This is a genomic window from Paenarthrobacter sp. PH39-S1, assembly GCF_030063245.1.
Lineage (GTDB): Bacteria > Actinomycetota > Actinomycetes > Actinomycetales > Micrococcaceae > Arthrobacter_M.
The window spans coordinates 17,782-35,023 of the sequence record NZ_JASISR010000008.1; the positions used below are offsets into that span (position 1 = coordinate 17,782).

Consider the following 17,242-nt stretch of genomic DNA (forward strand, 5'->3'; position numbering starts at 1 on the left):
ACAGATCCGCCCCCAAAACGCGCTCTTTCAGGGCAGACGCACCCACTCAGCGGACGGACGGCCGGTGCCGCCGAGGTTACAGGCTGGGTGAGATTAGAGGCTGATGCGGTTACAGGCTGGATGCGGTTAGAGGCTGATGCTGCCGACCGGCATGGACGAGTCCGGGGCGAAGGAGATGCCGCTGGGACGGACCCCGTGCATCACCAGTTGGGCGCCTAGCGCGGCCACCATGGCGCCGTTATCCGTGCACAGAGCCAGCCGCGGTACCAGCAACCTGATTCCGGCGGCGGTGGTGCGTTCCTGAGCAAGCTCACGGAGCCTGCTGTTCGCTGCCACCCCTCCGCCCAGCAGCAGCGTGCTGATCCCCCGTTCACGGCAGGACAGCACGGCCTTGGCGGTAATGACGTCCAGCACTGCTTCCTGGAAACTGGCCGCGATATCCGCCAGCGGCGGCTGCCGGCCCTGCGCTTCGAAGGTTTCCACGCACCGTGCGACCGCCGTCTTGAGACCGGAGAAGGAGAAATCATAGCGGTGCGGACCCGGCGCCTCGGTGGTCCCCATATATTTGGGCGCGGTGAGCCCGCGCGGGAATGGGATGGCGCCGGGGTTCCCGGTCTTCGCCAGCGCATCGATGGCCGGACCGCCGGGGTAGGTCAGTCCCAGCAACCGCGCCACCTTGTCGAAGGCTTCACCGGCCGCGTCGTCGATCGTCGCGCCCAGCAGTTCAACGTCCTCGGCGATGCTGCCAACGCGCAGGATTTCCGTGTGCCCGCCGGAGACCAGCAGTGCACCGATGTTCTCCAGGCTTCCGTTCCTTAGCTCCCCGGCACCGGACTGAGCCGAGACTGCTTCGTCCAGCAGCGCCACGCCCACATGCGCCACCAGGTGGTTGATAGCGTACAGCGGTTTGCCTGTTGCCAGCGCCAGTGCCTTGGCCGCGCAGACGCCCACCATGAGCGCGCCCGCGAGCCCCGGGCCGCTGGTGACGGCGATCGCGTCAACGTCTGCGAGCGCAACGCCGGCAGCCGCGAGGGCCTGGTGGAGCGAAGGAATCATGGCGTCCAGATGGGCCCGGGAGGCGATTTCCGGAATCACGCCACCGAAACGGACGTGCTCCTCCATCGAGGAGGACACCGTGTTGGCGAGCAGCTGGGTTCCGCGGACTATACCCACGCCGGTCTCATCGCAGGAGGATTCGATGCCCAAAATCAGGGGTTCGGTCCGGTTCATGCCGTTACCTCATCAGTTGCCGTCAGCCGGAGCCGCATAATCAGGGCATCCGTTCCGTCCCGGTAATAGCGGGGTCGGGTGTGGATCTGCTCAAAACCGAAGCGCAGGTAGAGCTGCTGGGCCCGCGGATTGTCCGCACGGACCTCCAGCAGGACATCGGCAGCCCCGCGGCGGCTCGCCTCAGCCAGCAGTTCGGTCAGCAGCGCACGTCCGATCCCCCGGCCCTCGCACTCAGGCTGCACGGCGATGGTCTGCACGTCGGCAATGGGCAGGATGCACATCAGTCCGGCGTAGCCGACAATCCGGCCTGCCAGCTCGGCCACCAGATAGCGCCGCGTCTGCGGCTGGGCGAGTTCGTCCACGAACATCTGCCGCGGCCAGAAGTCCACCGGGAAAAGCGAGACCTCCAGCCCGCAGACCGTGTCAATATCCGCGGCCCTCATGTCCCGCAGCTGGTGCTCCGGAGCCTTGCGATGGCCCCGAATCTGGTCGTCGCCGGGGCCCGTGAAGTCCCCCGCGGCCGACGGCTCCCCGCACCCTCCCTGCCCGATCACAGCGCACGCTTCCGCGGCCCGGGGACCTTGGCGTCCGACTCCCGCAGGTACAGCGGGGTGCTCGGCAGCAGCGGGGCGCCCTTGGCATAGTCAGCTTCTTGAAGTTCGTCAGCCTTTTGACGTTCGTCAGCCTTTTGACGTTCGTCAGCCTTTTGACGTTCGTCAGCCTTTTGAAGTTCGACGGCGGCATAGCGTCCCAGCGATGCCGCCGTGGGCTGGGCCTGGGCCAGAGCCTGGGGCACGGTGCACCCGCCGCGCTCGAGAACGTCACGGTAGAGACCGGCACCCGCACCGAGGACGGGCAGCGCCGGCAGATCCGCCGCGGGCCCGACGTGGGGCCCCTCCAGCAACGTTGCATCCCGGGAATATCGGGCCCAGTACACTTCCTTTCGGCGTGCATCGGTGGCGATGACAAAATCCCGTTCCGGCTGCGGGGGTCCCTTTGCAGGGTCGTCGGCCCGGTATCCCGTACCGAAGACGACGTCCCAAGCCAGCGCGTTCAGGCTCATCACGCCATGCAGCGGAACATCCCAGACGTAGCTGAGCATCCGTGCCACCGCGATGCCCGAACGGAGCCCGGTGAACGGACCGGGCCCAACGCCGACGACGATGGCGTCCAGGGCCGCCCCCTCGGTGACCGGGTCACCGAACAGCGATTCAATGCCCGGCACCAGCACCTCCGCATGGCTGCGGGTATCCTCGGTGGCAAAGCTGGCAACGACGGCGGCGCCGGCCGGGCGGGAGCCGCCGGCTGCCGTCGTCCTGATCAACGCCGCGCTGGCGATGGCGGAGGTATCAATGGAGAGAATCAGCACTAACCCAACCTAGTCCATCGGTTCTGCGCCGGGCGGTGGCATCCGGCCGGTGCCGGACGCGAAGCCGGTGCCGGAGCGGGAGTCTGAGCCGGAGGGGGAAAGATCGGATAGGTCGGCTCCGTTCCACCGGGGACCGATGGCGCTGATCCGCAGCAGTCTCGGCTCGTCCGCGCCGTCGTCCGCGCCGCCTTCGTTCGGTGCTGCTCCGCCTTCGCCTGCCCCGGTGGCCCGCAACAGGTGGATTTCCAGCCGGCTCTCGGTCAGGTGTTCCACCCGGCCCGTGCCCCATTCCACCACCGTGACGGCGGAATCCATCGTATTCTCCAGGTCGATGTCGTCGACTTCCCCGGCGGATTCCAGTCGGTACGCGTCCACGTGCACCAGGTCCGGACCTCCCGGGTTGGGCCCATCGGCGAGGTTGGGATGGATCCTCACCAGCACGAACGTGGGCGAGATGATGCCTGGGCGGACTCCCAGTCCCCGGCCCAGTCCCTGGGTGAAGGTCGTCTTTCCTGCACCGAGCTCCCCACTGAGGACCAGCAGGTCCCCCGTGGCGAGCAACGCACCCAGCCGTTCGGCGATTGCCTGGGTCGCCTCCGTGGTTGTTACCCGAAATTCCCACATCCTGCTCATTCGACCCGCCAAGCCGAAATCCACCCTGCAGCCGCGGCCGCCTGTCGCAAGTGGCGCACACGTATGGGCTCCAGGCACACAAGAACGCACCCTGCGCCAACGCCGGGGCCAACTCCGCGCTGAACGATCCGAAGCATCAGGCTCGCTGCGCTTTCGTGGCCGCGTTCCCGGCTGCCGCCCCGGTTGAGGCAGCGTGAATTGAACCACTGGGAAGAGCACACCCGCGGGCTTCGTTGAGATAGACCCGCGGCACCCGGGGCCCGATCCGGGTAATGATTTCGTAGTTGATGGTGCCCGCAGCGGCCGCCCAGTCGTCCGCGGTGGGGCCGCCGCCGTCGCCCGTTCCGAAGAGCTCGGCTTCCGCGCCCAGCACCGATGCACCCCCCGCGACCGATGCATCCGGCCCCAGATCCACCACCATCTGGTCCATCGCCACACGACCCACTACAGGATATGTCTGTCCATTGATCCGCACCGGACCGCCGGTGGCCACCCGGGGGATGCCGTCTCCGTAACCCAGCGGGATCAGGGCCAGGGTGCTCGGCCGGTCCGTCACATAGTTCAGGCCGTAGGAGACGCCCTGATGAGCCGGCACATCCTTGCAGGACGCGACGAGTGTCTTGACGGTCATGGCCGGGCGCAGACCCAGCTCCGCCGAGGTCTGGTTTTCGAAGGGCGAGAGGCCATAGATACCCAGTCCGGCGCGGACCAGATCAAAATGCGCGTCCGGCCGGGAAAGAATGGCCGGGGTGTTGGCCAGGTGCCGGACCTCCAGGTCCGCGCCGGCGTCCTCCGCGACGGCGACCGCCTCCCGGAACCGCTGCAGCTGTTCGTCCGTTTCGACGCGGTCGGGCTCGTCCGCCACGGCGAAGTGAGTGAACACCCCCACCACGCGCAGCAGGCCCTGTTCCTGGTAGTCCATCGCCTCACCGACCAACGAGTCCCAGAGTGCGGCTGTGCTGCCGTTGCGGCCCAAACCCGTGTCGATTTTTAGGTGCACCCTGGCCGGCCGCTGCCGGTCGCGAGCGGCAGCAACAATGTGCTCCAGTTCCCAGCCCGAGCAGCCCACGTCGATGCCGGCCTCCAGCGCAGCTCCGAAATCGCTGGCCGGGGTGTGCAGCCACGCCAGCACGGGGGCGTCGATGCCGGCCCCGCGCAGCTTCAGGGCCTCGGAGATGTGAGCCACTCCCAGCCAGCTGGCGCCCGCTTCCAAAGCGGCCCCAGCCACCGGAACCATGCCGTGGCCGTAGGCATCGGCCTTGACCACCGCCATCAGTCTGGCCGGGGAAATGACGTCGCACAGCTGTCGTACATTGTGCCGGATCGCGTCGAGATCGATCTCGGCCCGGCGTTCGGAAAAGGCAGGCGCTTCGGTTGGAATCACCCTTCCATTTTAGGCATCCGATTGATGGGCAATGGTCGCCGAGGCGCGGCGCACCGCCTCCGCCGGCACATCCAACAGCACATCCTCAAGGAACGAGTAGCGGCGCAGCCACTGTTTCCGCATACCTTCGCGGGACGTGTTCACCCGGCGCCACCAGTCCGCAATGTCGCCCCACCCGGGCGCCGCCAGCGACCCGCCCACCTGCTGCACCGAGAGCGCTGCGCACAGGTTCGCGAAGCTCAGCCGGTCCGCCAGCTTCCAGCCTGCCAGGCAACCGACCACGAAAGCCGCCCCGAAACAGTCACCCGCGCCGGTCGGGTCAAAGGCATTCACCGGCAGCGCCGGCACCCATTCCTCCTCCCCGGTGATGGAGTCCACCGCCAGCGCCCCTTGGCCGCCCGCTGTAACCACCGCCAGCGGGACCTGGTCCGCTAAGGAGTACAAGGCGGCCCAGGGGTCATCCGTACGGGTCAGCGCCATGGCCTCCACCGAGTTGGGCATAAACGCGTGGAAATGCTTCAGATTCGCCAGCATGCCCCCGTGCCAGCGACCGCTGGGATCCCAGCCGACGGCGCCAAAGAGTTTGGTGCCGTTCCGCGCAGCTGCGAGCGCCCACGGCGCCAACTCCTCCTCCAGGGGCACGACGGCGGCCCGGGCTGTGGGTGGCGGGTCGCCGATGAGCTCGGAGGCGGACAGCGGGGAAGGGTGCCCGTGGGTCACCATGGAGCGGTCCTTGAGGACCGAGAGCGAGATGGTGACCGGTGAATGCCAGCCGGGAAAGCGGCGTGACGAGGACAGGTCCACGTGCTCGCGGGCGGAGAGGATGTTCCAGTTGAAGTCCCCGTAGCCATCATCGCCAAACGCGGCGGCCAGCGTGACATTCAGTCCCAGCCGGCTGGCGGCTATGGCCTGGTTGGCCACTCCCCCCGGGCACGATCCCATCCCCTCGGACCAGAGCTCGGTGCCCGGCGACGGGAGCTCCTGAAGACCGGTGAAGATGATGTCCCAGAACACCGAGCCGGTCAGGATCAGATCAAAGCGTTCCCGCTGCGTAGCGCGTTGGACGGCCAGCGGATCGAACCGGTGGTGCACCGGGTTTTGACGGCACGCGGCTCCGGAGGGGCCGGAGTCGGGAGCCGGTGCGCCGGCGAGCCCTGTGTCAGGGACCGATTCGCCGGCGGGACGGATGCCGGAAACCGGAGCCGCGGGCGGGGAAACCCGCGGGGGCGGAGCACCGAGGGACGGATTCCGCAGGGCTGGCGCTCGAAGGGATCGAACACCTTCTGGAAACTGGCTGGTACCCATGTACGGCACCCTACTGTACGGCACAATAAATGTATGCGGGCTCCCGGAACGGACGACACAGCTTCAGCGCCGAGACGGCCGGACGGCGCCGCGGCTCAGCACATCCGGGCGACCGGTGCGCGGCTGGCGGTTATTGGCGGTGGCGGCTTCCGCGTGCCGCTGGTCTACCGCGCCCTGTCCGGACCGCGGTATGCGGGACTGATAACGGACCTGGCGCTTTACGATCCGGATCCGGAACGGCTGCAGGCCATCCGGCGCGTGTTGGAGACCATGCCCGGCCTGAAGAATCCGCCGCGGCTGCAGCTGTGCACCGCGCTGGAACAAGCCCTGACCGGGGCGGACGTGGTGTTTGCCGCCATCCGGCCCGGGTCCACCGCCGGCCGGATAGTGGATGAGAAGGTGGCCCTGGACTTGGGGCTGCTGGGACAGGAAACCACCGGCGCGGGCGGCATCTCCTACGCGCTGCGTTCGATTCCGCAGATGCTCGCGGTGGCGCATGCCATGACGCGGATTTGTCCGGGCGCGTGGCTGGTGAACTTCACGAATCCCGCCGGCATGGTGACCCAGGCGCTGGAACCGGTCTTGGGCCCACGGGTGCTGGGGATCTGCGATTCCCCGATAGGCCTGGTGCGGCGCGCAGGCGGCGCCGCCGGGTTCAGCTTGTCTGGCGGTCCGGAGGCCGGCCGGTCCCCGGGCTCCGGTTCCAAGGGGTCCGGTTCCAAGGAGTCCGGTGGCACGCTGACCGGTGGCACGCTGACCGGAGTCGACTACGTGGGCCTGAACCACATGGGTTGGCTGCGCGGCCTCACCCGGGACGGCAAGGACTACCTGCCGGCGCTGTTGGCACACCCGGGCAAGCTTGCCGGGTTCGAGGAAGGCCGGCTGTTCGGCGCGGACCTGCTGCGGCTGCTGGGCTGCATTCCCAACGAGTACCTGTTCTACTATTACCGCCGGCGGCAGGCGCTGGCCGGCATCCTGGCCGCCGGGCAGACGCGCGGCGAATCCATTGACCGGGCGCAGGCGCTGCTGTATCCGCAGCTCGCCGCCGCAGGTCCGGAGGCCTTCGGGCTGTGGGACGCCGCCCGCACCGCACGGGAAGAAGGCTATCTGGCCGAGGCCCGCAACGTCTCCGGTACCTCCGATGCCTCCGGCGCCTCCGCGACCGGGGATACTTCCGGCGCTACCACGCACCGCGATACCAAGGATCTGGCCGGCGGCGGCTACGAGCAAGTGGCCCTGGATGCCATGCACGCCCTGCTCACCGGAACGCCCGCGGAACTGATCCTCAACGTCCGCAACGACGGCGCCGTTGCCGCCCTGCCCGACGACGCCATCATCGAGGTTCCCGCGCGGGTGGACGGCGGCGGTGCCCGGCCTTTGACGCAGTCCACTCCGGACCTGCATCAGCTGGGACTGATGCTGACGCTCAAAGCCGTGGAAACCGCCGTCGTGCAGGCCTCCACGGAAGGAAGCCGGGACGCCGCGCTGCGCGCCTTCACCCTTCACCCGCTGGTGGACGGCGCCGAACTGGCCCGGGCGCTGCTGGACGGCTACGAAAGGGCCTTCCCCGCGCTCGGCCGGATGTGGCGCTGACGGAGGGTGGCGACCAACTGCGGTCAGCGGCTGATGGCCTCCGCAATAGGGCAAGCACGGGCTAAGCGCCTGTCGGTGGTCAGCAGTGGTACGTCCATCCTGCTGGCGAGCCGCACGTAAAGTGCATCCGCCAGACGGATATTATCGCGGTACTCCCAAGCCCCGGTCAGCAGATCTCCCAGCAGGTGACGCGTCAGAGGGAGAGTCGCCAGCCACTCCAAGGCACCGCGGATGTCGGCATCGGAAAGCTTTCCCGCGCGATGCAGCTGGCCGAGCGCGGAGAGAACTTCGGCGTCGAGATGGGCCGGGGCATGAAGAACAGTGCCCCGCAAACGGGTGGCAGCAGCGGCCGCATAATCCGTACCCGCCAGCAAGTCCACCAGCACTGACGCGTCGACCACCACGATCTCGGCTGCGTCAATCATCGGTATGGCCGAATTCGGCACGGGCGGCGTCCAACGCCCCCAGAGCCGCGTCGTGCGGGACCACCTTTTCCCGGACGGGTAGGTTGTCCAGCCAGGCATCGGTGTCGCAGCGTTTCAGCTCCGCGGCAATCGCGGCCTGGGTCAGCGCGGAGACATTCAATCCACGTGCACGGGCGCGCGCAGCGAGTTCGTCAGGCACATGCACATTCAATCGAGCCATACACAACACCATACACACAATTCCCGGTCCGGGGAACGTTCGCCGCAGGATTCCTGCACGCCGCGACCCCCGTCGGCACCGCCGAGTGGCCCCAAACCCGACCAGCACCGGTACCGGCTACTGCCCCATGGCCTTGTTCGCCGCGTCCTGCGCCTGTTGCAGCCCCTCCTTCACCGGCGTCCGGCCCAGGAAGATCTCATTGAAGATGGGCTTCCAAGCGTTGAACGCCGCCGAATAGTTGGAGCCGATCGGCGCGCTGACGGTCTTGCCCTCCGCCGCCTTGGCGAACTGGCCTGCATCGATGTTCTTGCCCTGCCAGAATTGCTGGTAGGAGCTCTGCGCGCCCGTCACGGCGGGAACGGCGGCACCCTCGGCGCCGATGAACTTGGAACCGTCCGCCGAACCGAGCCACTTGAGTACCTTCACCGTGGCGTCCGCGTTCTTGGTTTTCGCGTTGCCGGCGGCAACAATGTTGTTCACCACCGATACCCGGCCTTCGGGACCGGCAGGAATCGGCGCAACCGCCCAGTCGAATTTGGCGCCGTCGGCCACGTTCTTGAGGTTATAGGTCCCGGACTGGAACATGGCCACCTTGCCCTGGATGAACGCGTCCCGCAGGAAGTCTCCGTTGTCATTGGTGTCGGCGGCACCGGGCGAGACATGGTACTTATTGATCAGATCCACGATGTACTGGAACGCCTGGGCACTCTTTTCCGAGGCGAAGACGAACTTCTCCCCGTCTTGGAATGCGCCGCCGTTGGAGCCGATGAAGTTGTAGTAGATGGCCTGCAGGTCCTGGCTGGCGTTGTAGCCGTACTGGACAATGTGGTCCTTGTCGAAGGCGGGATCATCTGCGCTCTTGCCGTTCGCATCCAGGGTCAGCTTCTGCGCGGCCTTCAAAAAGGTGTCCCTGGACGGATCGGTCGGGTCCCAGCTCAGGTTCGCCGGGTCCACGCCCGCCTTGGCCAGCATGGCCTTGTTGTAGTAGACGGCGATGCCGCCGTCGGTGAGCTGCGGAACGCCCCACAGCTTGGCGTTGCGGGTGTATTGGTCGACGGCGGCCGGCACCCAGCCACTCTTCTCGCCGTCGAACTCAGAGCCGATCTGAAGCAGGTTGGAATTGTCCGCATACGGGGCAAAGTAAGATCCGCTGATCCAGAAAATGTCATCCGCATTGCCGCCGGATACGTCCGTGCGCAGCTTGTCGAAGTAGGTGTTGTAAGGCTCCAGCGTGGTTTTGACGGTGATGCCGGGATTCTGGGATTCGAATTCCTTAAAGGACGCGTCGTAGGCCTTTTGCACCTGTTCGTCCCAGAGCCTGACGGTGACGGTCGCCGCGGAGCCGGATTTGTTGTTGGTATTATTTTCAGCCGCCGGCGAGCAGCCCGTGGCCGCCATTGCCAGCACGGCGGCACCGGCCACGGCCGTTGCCCCCTTGCGCCATATGTTTTTCATTGTCCTGTCCTTATCCGTCCGCGCGGGCCGCGCGGACTCTCTATTTGAATCCGGTAATCGCGAGGGAGGAAATAATGTGCTTTTGGAAAATGGCGAACAGCACCAGCAGCGGCGCCATGGCCACGGTGGTGGCCGCCATCACCAGGGTCCAGTTTCCGTTGTACTGCGACTGCAGGCCGGCGGTGGCCACCGTCACCGTCTGCCAGGTCTTTCCACTGGTGATGATCAGCGGCCAGAGGAAATTGTTCCAATGGCTCACCACGGTGATGATCGTCAGCGTGGCTAGGATGGGCCGGCTCAGCGGCAGCACAATGCTCCACAGGATGCGCAGGGTTCCGGCGCCGTCCAGCCGCGCTGCGCTGATCAGATCCTGCGGAATGGAGCGGAAATACTCCCGGAGCAGGAAAATCGCATACGGCGATCCGAAGACGAACGGCAGCACCAGCCCCCAGAACGTGTTGCGCAGACCCAGCTCGGAGAACATGGTGTACAGCGGGATGACCGTCACCACCTGCGGCACCATCAGCGTCCCCAGATAGAGCCAGAACAAGGCATCGCGGAACGGGAATTCGATGCGCGCGAAGGCGTAGGCGGCCAGCACGGAGAAGCCCAGCTGTCCGACGACGACGATCAGCACCAATTGCGCCGTCACGGCGATGGGGGCCCAGAAGTCCCGGTCGCCGGAAAAGAGCGTCAGGAAGTTCTCACCCGTCGCCGGCGACGGCAGGTTCAGGGCCGGCTGCGCGGCGAACTGGCCGGGCGTTTTGAATGCGGTCATCAGGCTCAGGACAAACGGCGCCAGCGTGATCACCAGGCCCAGGCCCAGAATGAGGTAGCTGAGCACGTTAAGGCCCAGCACGGCCGGCTCCGGCCGGCGCGGGACCAGACCGCTCGGGACCGGCCGCGGGGCACCCGGGCTGCGCGGCGTCTGGCGACGGGCCGTGCCGCGTTTCGCCGTCGTCGTTCCGTCCCCCGAAGGAAGGGACCTGGATGAAGAGGATCGGAACGGAAAGGGTCGGTTCTTAGGCGAGGTCATAGGTGATCCTTTTGCGGAAATAGAACTGCTGTGCCAGCGTCACGGCCACCAGCACCACAAACAGCACCAGCGCCATCACAGAGGCCCGGCCCAGGTTGAAGGTCTGGAACGCTTCGCCGTAAATCCGCGTGGCGATGACGTCGGTGCTGCCCCGCGGGCCGCCATTCGGGGTGAGCGCATAAATGGTGTCAAAGGCCTGGAAGCTGCTGATCACCCCGGTGACCAACACAAAGAACATGGTGGGCCGCAGCAGTGGCAGCTTGACCTGCCAGAACGTCTGCCAGGCATTGGCCCCGTCCACCCGGGCCGCGTCCACCAGCTGCATCGGAATGGCGGCCAACCCGGCCATAAAGAACAGCGTCACGTAGCCCACCTGGGACCAGATGCTCACGCTGGCGACGGCAGGGAGCGCCAGCACGGGGTCCGACAGCCACGCCGTCTGCCCTCCGAGCATCGCGTTCAGCGCGCCGCCGGTGGGAGCGAAGATCCACTTCCAGACCACGCCGAGCGCCAGCGGGGCACAGATCCATGGCACCACATAGACCACCCGGAACAGACCCGAGCCGGGCAGAGCGCGGGACAGCAGGGTGGCGCAGAACAAACCCAGAACTGTCTGCAGCGGAATGACCATGAGCACAAAGAGCAACGTCACCAGCAGCGACCCGCGGAAAGCGGTGTCGCTGAAGACGTCCGCAAAGTTCTCCAGCCCAACAAATTTTGCCGGACTGAGCAGATCCCAGCTGTTCACCGACAGCCAGATCACCACCAGAATGGGAAAGACAAGGAATGCCAGGATGCCGAATAAGCTTGGAGCCAGAAGAAGGTATCCGATTCCTGCCTCGCGGCGGACGAGTTTGCCGGCCATGAGGATTCACCTTCTTCCCTTTGCAGTACAGTGTCCGCACTACCGTGGGCCCGCACAAGCGCCGGCCCACACAACGGTTGGTCCGTCATGGATTCGACTGCACACTAGATTCAACCGCAGAATGCGCCCAAGCGCATCGCACACCGTCGCTAAGGAACAAAAAAGGCAGAATCAGGCTGCCAAGAGGAGCGTCTCATGCATACCGTCCGGCGCGTGGCCATGCTGTCACTGCACACCTCCGTGCTGGACCAGCCCGGCGTCGGCGATGCCGGGGGCATGAATGTCTACGTCCGCTCTTTGGCTCTTGAACTGGCGGCGGCCGGCGTCGAGGTGGAGATTTTCACCCGGCAGACATCCGCGGAACAGCCTGCCCGGGTTCCGCTCGCAGAGGGCGTCGTGGTCCGTCACGTCGCGGCCGGCCCGCTGCACAAAGTCCCCAAGGAAAAGCTGCCAGCGCTGGTGCCGGACCTGGCCGGCGCCGTCGCCGGAGTGCGCCAGGAGGGCGGCGGCGTCGGCTTCGATGTCATCCACTCGCACTATTGGGTCTCCGGCATGGCCGGCCTGCTGCTGGCCGGCCAGTGGCGGCTGCCGCTGGTGCACACCATGCACACGATGGCCCGGGTCAAGAACCAGCACCTGCCACCGGGGCAGAGCGCCGAACCCAGTCTGCGCGAGGAGGGCGAGCAGCAGATCGTCCGCCGTGCCACCCGGCTGATCGCCAACACCACGGCCGAAGCGGCGGAGCTGGAGCGCCATTACAACGGGTGTGAGAGCAGAATCGATGTGGTGGCCCCGGGTGTGGATCTGAAAATCTTCAAGCCCGCCTTCCGGGACAGGTCACGCCGCCAACTGGGAATAGCGCCGGAGACGTTCCATGTGGTGTTTGCGGGCAGGCTGCAGCGGCTGAAGGGACCACACGTGCTGATCAAGGCCGCCGGGGTGCTGCACCGGCTCCGGCCCGACATCAACCTCCAGGTCACCGTCATCGGATCGCCCAGCGGTTCCGACCACTACAATCTTGCCCGGCTGATCTCCAGCCAAGGCCTCGACGATGTGGTCACCCTGAAGCCGGCCGTGGCGGCGGTGGAGCTGGCAGACTGGTACCGTTCCGCCGACGTGGTCGCGATGCCGTCGTCAAGCGAATCCTTCGGCCTGGTGGCACTGGAAGCCCAGGCCTGCGGCACGCCCGTGGTCGCGACCGACGTCGGCGGCCTTCCCCGCGCTGTCAGTGACGGCCGCACCGGGCTGCTGGTTGCCGGCCGGGACCCGGAGCCTTGGGCCGCTGCGTTGGAGTCCCTCTATGATTTCCCGCAGACCCGGGAGGACATGGGGCGGGCGGCTTCTGTCTACGCCGAAACCTTCGGCTGGCAGCACACCGCCGAGCTCACCATCGCCAGCTACGACCGCGCGCTCGCCGGCCGAAGTGCCGTAGCCGGGCGGTAGTCAGACACACAAAGGCCAAATTCTGGAGGGCGACGGCGGGCCGCACCGCGAAGTACTCAGTCCGTTTCAGGGCCACGACAATGGCTCAGGGCTCAAACCTCCTTAAAGGCTGTTTCGATCTTTTCCATGATCGCCGGAGAAGGCATCCGATCATTCGAATGCTTAGACATGAAAGGTACGATACTTCCAGAATGCACCGCAGCGGACCAGACGTCATCGTCCGATAGCCAACCAACACCTCGGCGGTCAAGGCGAAGCCTCACTGGATGCACATCCGCCTATAAATATGAGTCGGTAGTCCGCTAGGCATGGTGGCGGCGGTCCAGCTCAAACTCAGGCTCAGGTTCCGCAGAAGGTCCGGTAGGCGCCGAAGTTTTCCGGGGCGGCGGCCGCGTAGCGCTCGAGATCTGGGCGCTCGTCGTAGGGGGTAGTCACCGCGTCCAGGAGCCGTTTGAGCGGATCCAGGTCGCCCCCGGTCGCAGAGGCGAGGGCCTCCTCAACGAGATGGTTGCGCGGGATGTAGACGGGGTTGACCCGGTCCATCACGTCGGCGTCCGGACCCAAGGCGCGCCAGCGCTCCGCCCAGGCATCGAACGCCGCCGGTTCGAGGAACAGGCCCCGCGCGGGTTCAGTGTGGCCGCGGACGGCCGTGCCGAGGCTCCGGAAGAATGATGTGTGGTCGACATGGCCCTCCTGAAGCAAGGTGAGCAGCTCGTGCACCAGCGGCGAGGTCACTTCGTCCCCGAGGCCGTCGCGCAGACCGAGCTTGGTCTTCATACCGGCCGACCAGGCGGCGCTGTACTGCCGGCGGAATGCGCCTAGTGACTCCACCGCGAGTGCAGCCGCTTGCTCCTGCTCGTCGTGGAAGAGGGGTAGGAGAGCCTCTGCGAGCCGGGCGAGGTTCCACTCCGCCATGACCGGCTGGTTGCCGTAGGCGTAGCGTCCGCCCTCGTCGATAGAACTGTAGACCGTGGCCGGGTCGAAGGCCTCCATAAATGCGCACGGCCCGTAGTCGATGGTCTCGCCCGAGATTGTCATGTTGTCGGTGTTCATGACCCCGTGGACGAAACCCACGAGCATCCACTGCGCCACCAGCGACGCCTGGGCGGCTATCACCGCCTGGAATAGTGCGAGATAGGGGTGCTCGGCCTCCGCGGCGCCGGCGTGGTGACGGCTGATCGCATGATCGGCGAGGCGGCGCAGGAGGTTGATGTCGCCCGTGGCCCGGGCGTACTGGAAGCTGCCCACGCGCAGATGGCTGCTCGCGACCCGTGTGAGCACTGCTCCTGGCAGCAGGGTCTCGCGCCGCACCGAACGCCCGGTCGCCACCACGGCGAGGGATCGTGTCGTGGGTATACCCAAGGCGTGCATCGCCTCACTCACGACGTACTCGCGCAGCATCGGACCGACCGCGGCCAGGCCGTCGCCACCGCGAGCGAACGGTGTGCGCCCGGAGCCCTTAAGGTGGACGTCGCGAAGGTGGCCGTCCGCGTCGGCTATCTCACCGAGCAGGAGTGCGCGCCCGTCGCCGAGACGGGGGGCGAACCAGCCGAACTGGTGGCCGGCGTAGGCCTGCGCCACCGGAGTCGCGCCACTGGGGACCAGGTTACCGATCAGCAAACGTACGCCCCCAGAACTCCGCAGGGAGGCGGCGTCCAGACCCAGCTCGGTGGCCAGCGGCTCGTTGAGCACGAGCAGTCGCGGGTCCGGACCCTCCTCTGCCCGCCAAGGAAGGGCCATCTCCGCAAACTCCCGGGCAAAGCGACCGTAAAAAGTAGCGCTTGATAGGGCTGTGGCACTCATCCATCAAGAATACCTGCGACACCGTGACCGGTGTCACCTTCCGAAGTCCCCAGCGCCGGACTCCTTGGCCTTGGGGACCGAGATGAGTCGACATAAACACCGAGCACCATCCGAACGCCGATAACAGCGCATATATCTACGAGAAGTCGCCTCTAAGCTGGCCGCTGCCGCCGCCCCGTTTAGCGGCCTCCCCATGAGGTGGTGCGCCTGCCTCAAGGTATCAAGCTGCATTCGCGCGTCCTTTTCACGCGCATCAACCAGCCGCTGACCGCACTGGCAGCGTAGTATCGCTGACCATCCTCACCAACACGCTGGTTGGCCTACCCCCTGCCCGCAATATGCACCGCCCGTTCTTCCAGGCGCTCTGTTACTTCTTCATCGCCGCGTGGTTCGTTCCGTTCCCCATCATCATGCTGCCGGTCACCAAGGAACGGCTCTGCTGGGGCTGGGCAACCCGGTAGGCTTGTTTTTGCTGTACGCAGTTTATGGTCTGAGCTTCAATGTGTTCGTCTACACGGCGTTCATCAAGTCCATTCCGGCCGAGCTGGAAGAGGCGGCGATCATGGACGGCGCCAGCGTCTGGACCACGTTCCGACAAGTCATCTTCGCGCTGCTCACGCCGATGAACGCCACGGTAGGCATTCTCACGTGCATGCATGTGAGCCTGGAACGATTTCCTCCTGCCGCGTGTCCTAATCGCCCAACGCTGGGTTATCTCCGGCGTCATGAGAGGATCCATCAAATAATGAGCATCGAAAATCCTGCCCTGCATCCGGACGCCAATTGGTGGCGGCAGGCGGCGGTTTACCAGATCTATCCGCGCAGTTTCGCCGACGCCAACCGGGACGGCCTCGGCGATCTGCCCGGCTTGACCTCCCGCATGGGGTACCTCTCGGAGCTGGGCATCGACGCCATTTGGCTGAGCCCGTTCTACCCGTCGGCGCTGGCTGACGGCGGATATGACGTGGACGACCACCGCAACGTGGACCCGCGGCTGGGCAGCCTTGCGGACTTTGACGCCATGGTGGCGTCCGCGCATGCCGCCGATATCCGCATCATCGTGGACATCGTGCCCAATCACAGCTCCAACCGGCATGTCTGGTTCCAGGAGGCCCTCGCGTCCGCGCCCGGGTCTGCCGCGCGGGCGCGCTATCACTTCCTTGACGGGTTGGGGGACGACGGCGCCCGGCCGCCTTCCGATTGGCCGTCCCACTTTGGCGGGGGTGCCTGGACCCGGGTGGTGGAACAGGCCGGCCCCAATGCGGGTAAACCGGGGCAGTGGTATCTGCACCTGTTCGCCCCGGAGCAGCCGGACTTCAATTGGGATCACCCCGAGGTGCGTGCGGACTTCCACACCACGCTGCGCTTCTGGGCCGACCGCGGCGTGGATGGGTTCCGGGTCGATGTGGCCCACGCCCTGGTCAAGGACATGTCGTTGCCGCTGCGGTCGAAACCGGCGCTGGCAGCCTGGTGGATGACGGCACCGACCCGCTCTTCGACCGTGATGCGGTCCATGAAGTGTTTGCAGGCTGGCGGGCGGTCCTGAATGAATACAATCCGCCGCGCACAGCCGTGGCCGAGGCGTGGGTGCCGTTCACCGACCGGCGGCTCAAATATGCCCAGCCCACCGGGCTGGGCCAGGCGTTCAACTTTGACCTGCTGCAGGCCCCGTTCGTCGCCGCCGAATTCCGTGCCATCGTGCAGAAATGCCTGGCGGAGGCGGCAGGTTCCGGCGCGTCCTCCACTTGGGTGTTCTCCAACCATGACGTGATCCGGCACCCGTCCCGCTACGCCCTGCCCGACGGCAGCACGGAGGACGACCTGGAAGCCTGGCTGCTGGCCGACGGCGAGGCACCTGCTGCCGATTTGGCTCGTGGCCTGCGCCGGGCGCGCGCTGCCACGCTGTTCATGCTTGGGCTGCCAGGTTCCGCCTACCTGTACCAGGGTGAGGAATTGGGCCTGTTCGAGGTGGCCGACCTGCCGCAGGCCTCCCTGCAGGACCCCACCTGGTTCCGGACAAAGCACAAGGTGAAGGGCCGCGACGGCTGCCGGGTCCCGCTGCCGTGGGATGCCACTGCTGAGAACTTCGGGTTTGGCGGCACCCCGTGGCTGCCCCAACCCGCCTGGTTCGCGGACAAGGCCGTCACTGTCCAGGACGGCGTGGCCGGGTCCACCCTGGAGTTGTACCGTGCCGCGCTGCGCTGGCGCCGCAAACTGCAATGCGACGAGTCGTTGGCATGGCTTTCCGCGCCCCGCGATACGTTGACGCATTACCGCCGCCCCAACGGCTGGGAGGTGCTCACCAACTTCGGTGACGCTCCCACACCGTTGCCTGCCGGCGTTGACTCCGCCACGGTGGTGCTCAGCAGCGGCGCCCCGTGGGCTGCCGGCGCCTGCATCCCGGCCGAAACCACGCTCTGGCTGGCCCCGTAACCCGGTTTCGACGGGTCCACTCCCTGGACGCAGATAAGTCTGCGCCCG

Annotated in this window: 14 protein-coding genes and 2 pseudogenes; 4 read left to right on the forward strand and 12 right to left on the reverse strand. The window is 66.3% G+C overall.

Features of this window, described 5'->3' with window-relative positions:
• Nucleotides 1-126 precede the first annotated feature (126 nt).
• From tsaD to QMG52_RS06900, 6 genes are all read right to left on the reverse strand, one after another.
• Nucleotides 127-1,230 (reverse strand): tRNA (adenosine(37)-N6)-threonylcarbamoyltransferase complex transferase subunit TsaD, encoded by a 1,104-nt coding sequence (gene tsaD / locus QMG52_RS06875; protein WP_283559687.1) that lies wholly within the window; start codon nucleotides 1,228-1,230, stop codon nucleotides 127-129.
• On the reverse strand, nucleotides 1,227-1,673 hold the full coding sequence (rimI, locus tag QMG52_RS06880; RefSeq protein ID WP_283559798.1) for a ribosomal protein S18-alanine N-acetyltransferase: 447 nt from the start codon (nucleotides 1,671-1,673) through the stop codon (nucleotides 1,227-1,229). Before rimI ends, tsaD begins: the two co-directional genes overlap by 4 nt.
• 107 nt (nucleotides 1,674-1,780) lie before the next feature.
• Entirely contained in the window at nucleotides 1,781-2,599 is an 819-nt protein-coding gene (gene tsaB, locus QMG52_RS06885; protein ID WP_283559688.1) for a tRNA (adenosine(37)-N6)-threonylcarbamoyltransferase complex dimerization subunit type 1 TsaB, read from the reverse strand.
• A 9-nt stretch (nucleotides 2,600-2,608) separates the two neighbouring features.
• Entirely contained in the window at nucleotides 2,609-3,232 is a 624-nt protein-coding gene (gene tsaE / locus QMG52_RS06890) for a tRNA (adenosine(37)-N6)-threonylcarbamoyltransferase complex ATPase subunit type 1 TsaE (protein ID WP_283559690.1), read from the reverse strand.
• Between the two features lie 136 nt (nucleotides 3,233-3,368).
• Nucleotides 3,369-4,616 carry an alanine racemase gene (gene alr, locus QMG52_RS06895; protein WP_283559691.1) on the reverse strand — a complete coding sequence of 416 codons (1,248 nt, stop codon included), beginning with the start codon at nucleotides 4,614-4,616 and terminating at the stop codon, nucleotides 3,369-3,371.
• Nucleotides 4,617-4,625: 9 nt separating this feature from the next.
• Nucleotides 4,626-5,921 carry a carbohydrate kinase family protein gene (locus QMG52_RS06900; RefSeq protein WP_283559692.1) on the reverse strand — a complete coding sequence of 432 codons (1,296 nt, stop codon included), beginning with the start codon at nucleotides 5,919-5,921 and terminating at the stop codon, nucleotides 4,626-4,628.
• Nucleotides 5,922-5,954: 33 nt separating this feature from the next.
• On the opposite strand from QMG52_RS06900, the gene QMG52_RS06905 reads away from it, so the two are divergent.
• Nucleotides 5,955-7,514 (forward strand): family 4 glycosyl hydrolase, encoded by a 1,560-nt coding sequence (locus QMG52_RS06905; protein ID WP_283559693.1) that lies wholly within the window; start codon nucleotides 5,955-5,957, stop codon nucleotides 7,512-7,514.
• Nucleotides 7,515-7,537: 23 nt separating this feature from the next.
• On the opposite strand, the gene QMG52_RS06910 is transcribed toward QMG52_RS06905, so the two are convergent.
• The 5 genes from QMG52_RS06910 to QMG52_RS06930 all read right to left on the reverse strand — a co-directional run bounded on the left by QMG52_RS06910 (nucleotide 7,538) and on the right by QMG52_RS06930 (nucleotide 11,515).
• Entirely contained in the window at nucleotides 7,538-7,939 is a 402-nt protein-coding gene (locus QMG52_RS06910) for a type II toxin-antitoxin system VapC family toxin (RefSeq protein ID WP_283559694.1), read from the reverse strand.
• Nucleotides 7,932-8,159 carry a type II toxin-antitoxin system CcdA family antitoxin gene (locus tag QMG52_RS06915; RefSeq protein WP_283559695.1) on the reverse strand — a complete coding sequence of 76 codons (228 nt, stop codon included), beginning with the start codon at nucleotides 8,157-8,159 and terminating at the stop codon, nucleotides 7,932-7,934. Before QMG52_RS06915 ends, QMG52_RS06910 begins: the two co-directional genes overlap by 8 nt.
• A gap of 117 nt (nucleotides 8,160-8,276) precedes the next feature.
• Nucleotides 8,277-9,614, reverse strand: a complete 1,338-nt coding sequence (locus tag QMG52_RS06920) for an ABC transporter substrate-binding protein (RefSeq protein WP_283559696.1) — start codon at nucleotides 9,612-9,614, stop codon at nucleotides 8,277-8,279.
• Nucleotides 9,615-9,654: 40 nt separating this feature from the next.
• Nucleotides 9,655-10,650 carry a carbohydrate ABC transporter permease gene (locus QMG52_RS06925; protein ID WP_283559697.1) on the reverse strand — a complete coding sequence of 332 codons (996 nt, stop codon included), beginning with the start codon at nucleotides 10,648-10,650 and terminating at the stop codon, nucleotides 9,655-9,657.
• Complete coding sequence (locus QMG52_RS06930) at nucleotides 10,637-11,515, reverse strand: carbohydrate ABC transporter permease (protein ID WP_283559698.1); 879 nt, start codon at nucleotides 11,513-11,515, stop codon at nucleotides 10,637-10,639. The genes QMG52_RS06925 and QMG52_RS06930 overlap by 14 nt, the downstream gene beginning before the upstream one ends.
• A 195-nt stretch (nucleotides 11,516-11,710) precedes the next feature.
• Here QMG52_RS06930 and mshA point away from each other — a divergent pair, with 195 nt between their 5' ends.
• Nucleotides 11,711-12,958, forward strand: a complete 1,248-nt coding sequence (gene mshA, locus QMG52_RS06935) for a D-inositol-3-phosphate glycosyltransferase (protein ID WP_283559699.1) — start codon at nucleotides 11,711-11,713, stop codon at nucleotides 12,956-12,958.
• 339 nt (nucleotides 12,959-13,297) lie between these two features.
• Here the strand turns inward: mshA and QMG52_RS06940 are convergent, their stop codons facing one another.
• Nucleotides 13,298-14,761 (reverse strand): protein adenylyltransferase SelO, encoded by a 1,464-nt coding sequence (locus tag QMG52_RS06940; protein WP_283559700.1) that lies wholly within the window; start codon nucleotides 14,759-14,761, stop codon nucleotides 13,298-13,300.
• Nucleotides 14,762-15,146: 385 nt separating this feature from the next.
• On the opposite strand from QMG52_RS06940, the pseudogene QMG52_RS21910 reads away from it, so the two are divergent.
• A pseudogene (locus QMG52_RS21910) lies at nucleotides 15,147-15,356 on the forward strand (ABC transporter permease subunit); the annotation flags it as partial.
• A 150-nt stretch (nucleotides 15,357-15,506) separates the two neighbouring features.
• A pseudogene (locus QMG52_RS06950) lies at nucleotides 15,507-17,194 on the forward strand (glycoside hydrolase family 13 protein).
• The last annotated feature ends 48 nt before the right edge of the window (nucleotides 17,195-17,242 follow it).

Coding starts and splice junctions, on each gene's coding strand:
- tsaD (WP_283559687.1), bottom strand. CDS start 1,230: ATGAACCGGACCGAACCCCTGATTTTGGGCATCGAATCCTCCTGCGAT.
- rimI (WP_283559798.1), bottom strand. CDS start 1,673: ATGAGGGCCGCGGATATTGACACGGTCTGCGGGCTGGAGGTCTCGCTT.
- tsaE (WP_283559690.1), bottom strand. CDS start 3,232: ATGAGCAGGATGTGGGAATTTCGGGTAACAACCACGGAGGCGACCCAG.
- QMG52_RS06900 (WP_283559692.1), bottom strand. CDS start 5,921: ATGGGTACCAGCCAGTTTCCAGAAGGTGTTCGATCCCTTCGAGCGCCA.
- QMG52_RS06905 (WP_283559693.1), top strand. CDS start 5,955: ATGCGGGCTCCCGGAACGGACGACACAGCTTCAGCGCCGAGACGGCCG.
- QMG52_RS06910 (WP_283559694.1), bottom strand. CDS start 7,939: ATGATTGACGCAGCCGAGATCGTGGTGGTCGACGCGTCAGTGCTGGTG.
- QMG52_RS06915 (WP_283559695.1), bottom strand. CDS start 8,159: ATGGCTCGATTGAATGTGCATGTGCCTGACGAACTCGCTGCGCGCGCC.
- QMG52_RS06920 (WP_283559696.1), bottom strand. CDS start 9,614: ATGAAAAACATATGGCGCAAGGGGGCAACGGCCGTGGCCGGTGCCGCC.
- QMG52_RS06925 (WP_283559697.1), bottom strand. CDS start 10,650: ATGACCTCGCCTAAGAACCGACCCTTTCCGTTCCGATCCTCTTCATCC.
- QMG52_RS06930 (WP_283559698.1), bottom strand. CDS start 11,515: ATGGCCGGCAAACTCGTCCGCCGCGAGGCAGGAATCGGATACCTTCTT.
- mshA (WP_283559699.1), top strand. CDS start 11,711: ATGCATACCGTCCGGCGCGTGGCCATGCTGTCACTGCACACCTCCGTG.
- QMG52_RS06940 (WP_283559700.1), bottom strand. CDS start 14,761: ATGAGTGCCACAGCCCTATCAAGCGCTACTTTTTACGGTCGCTTTGCC.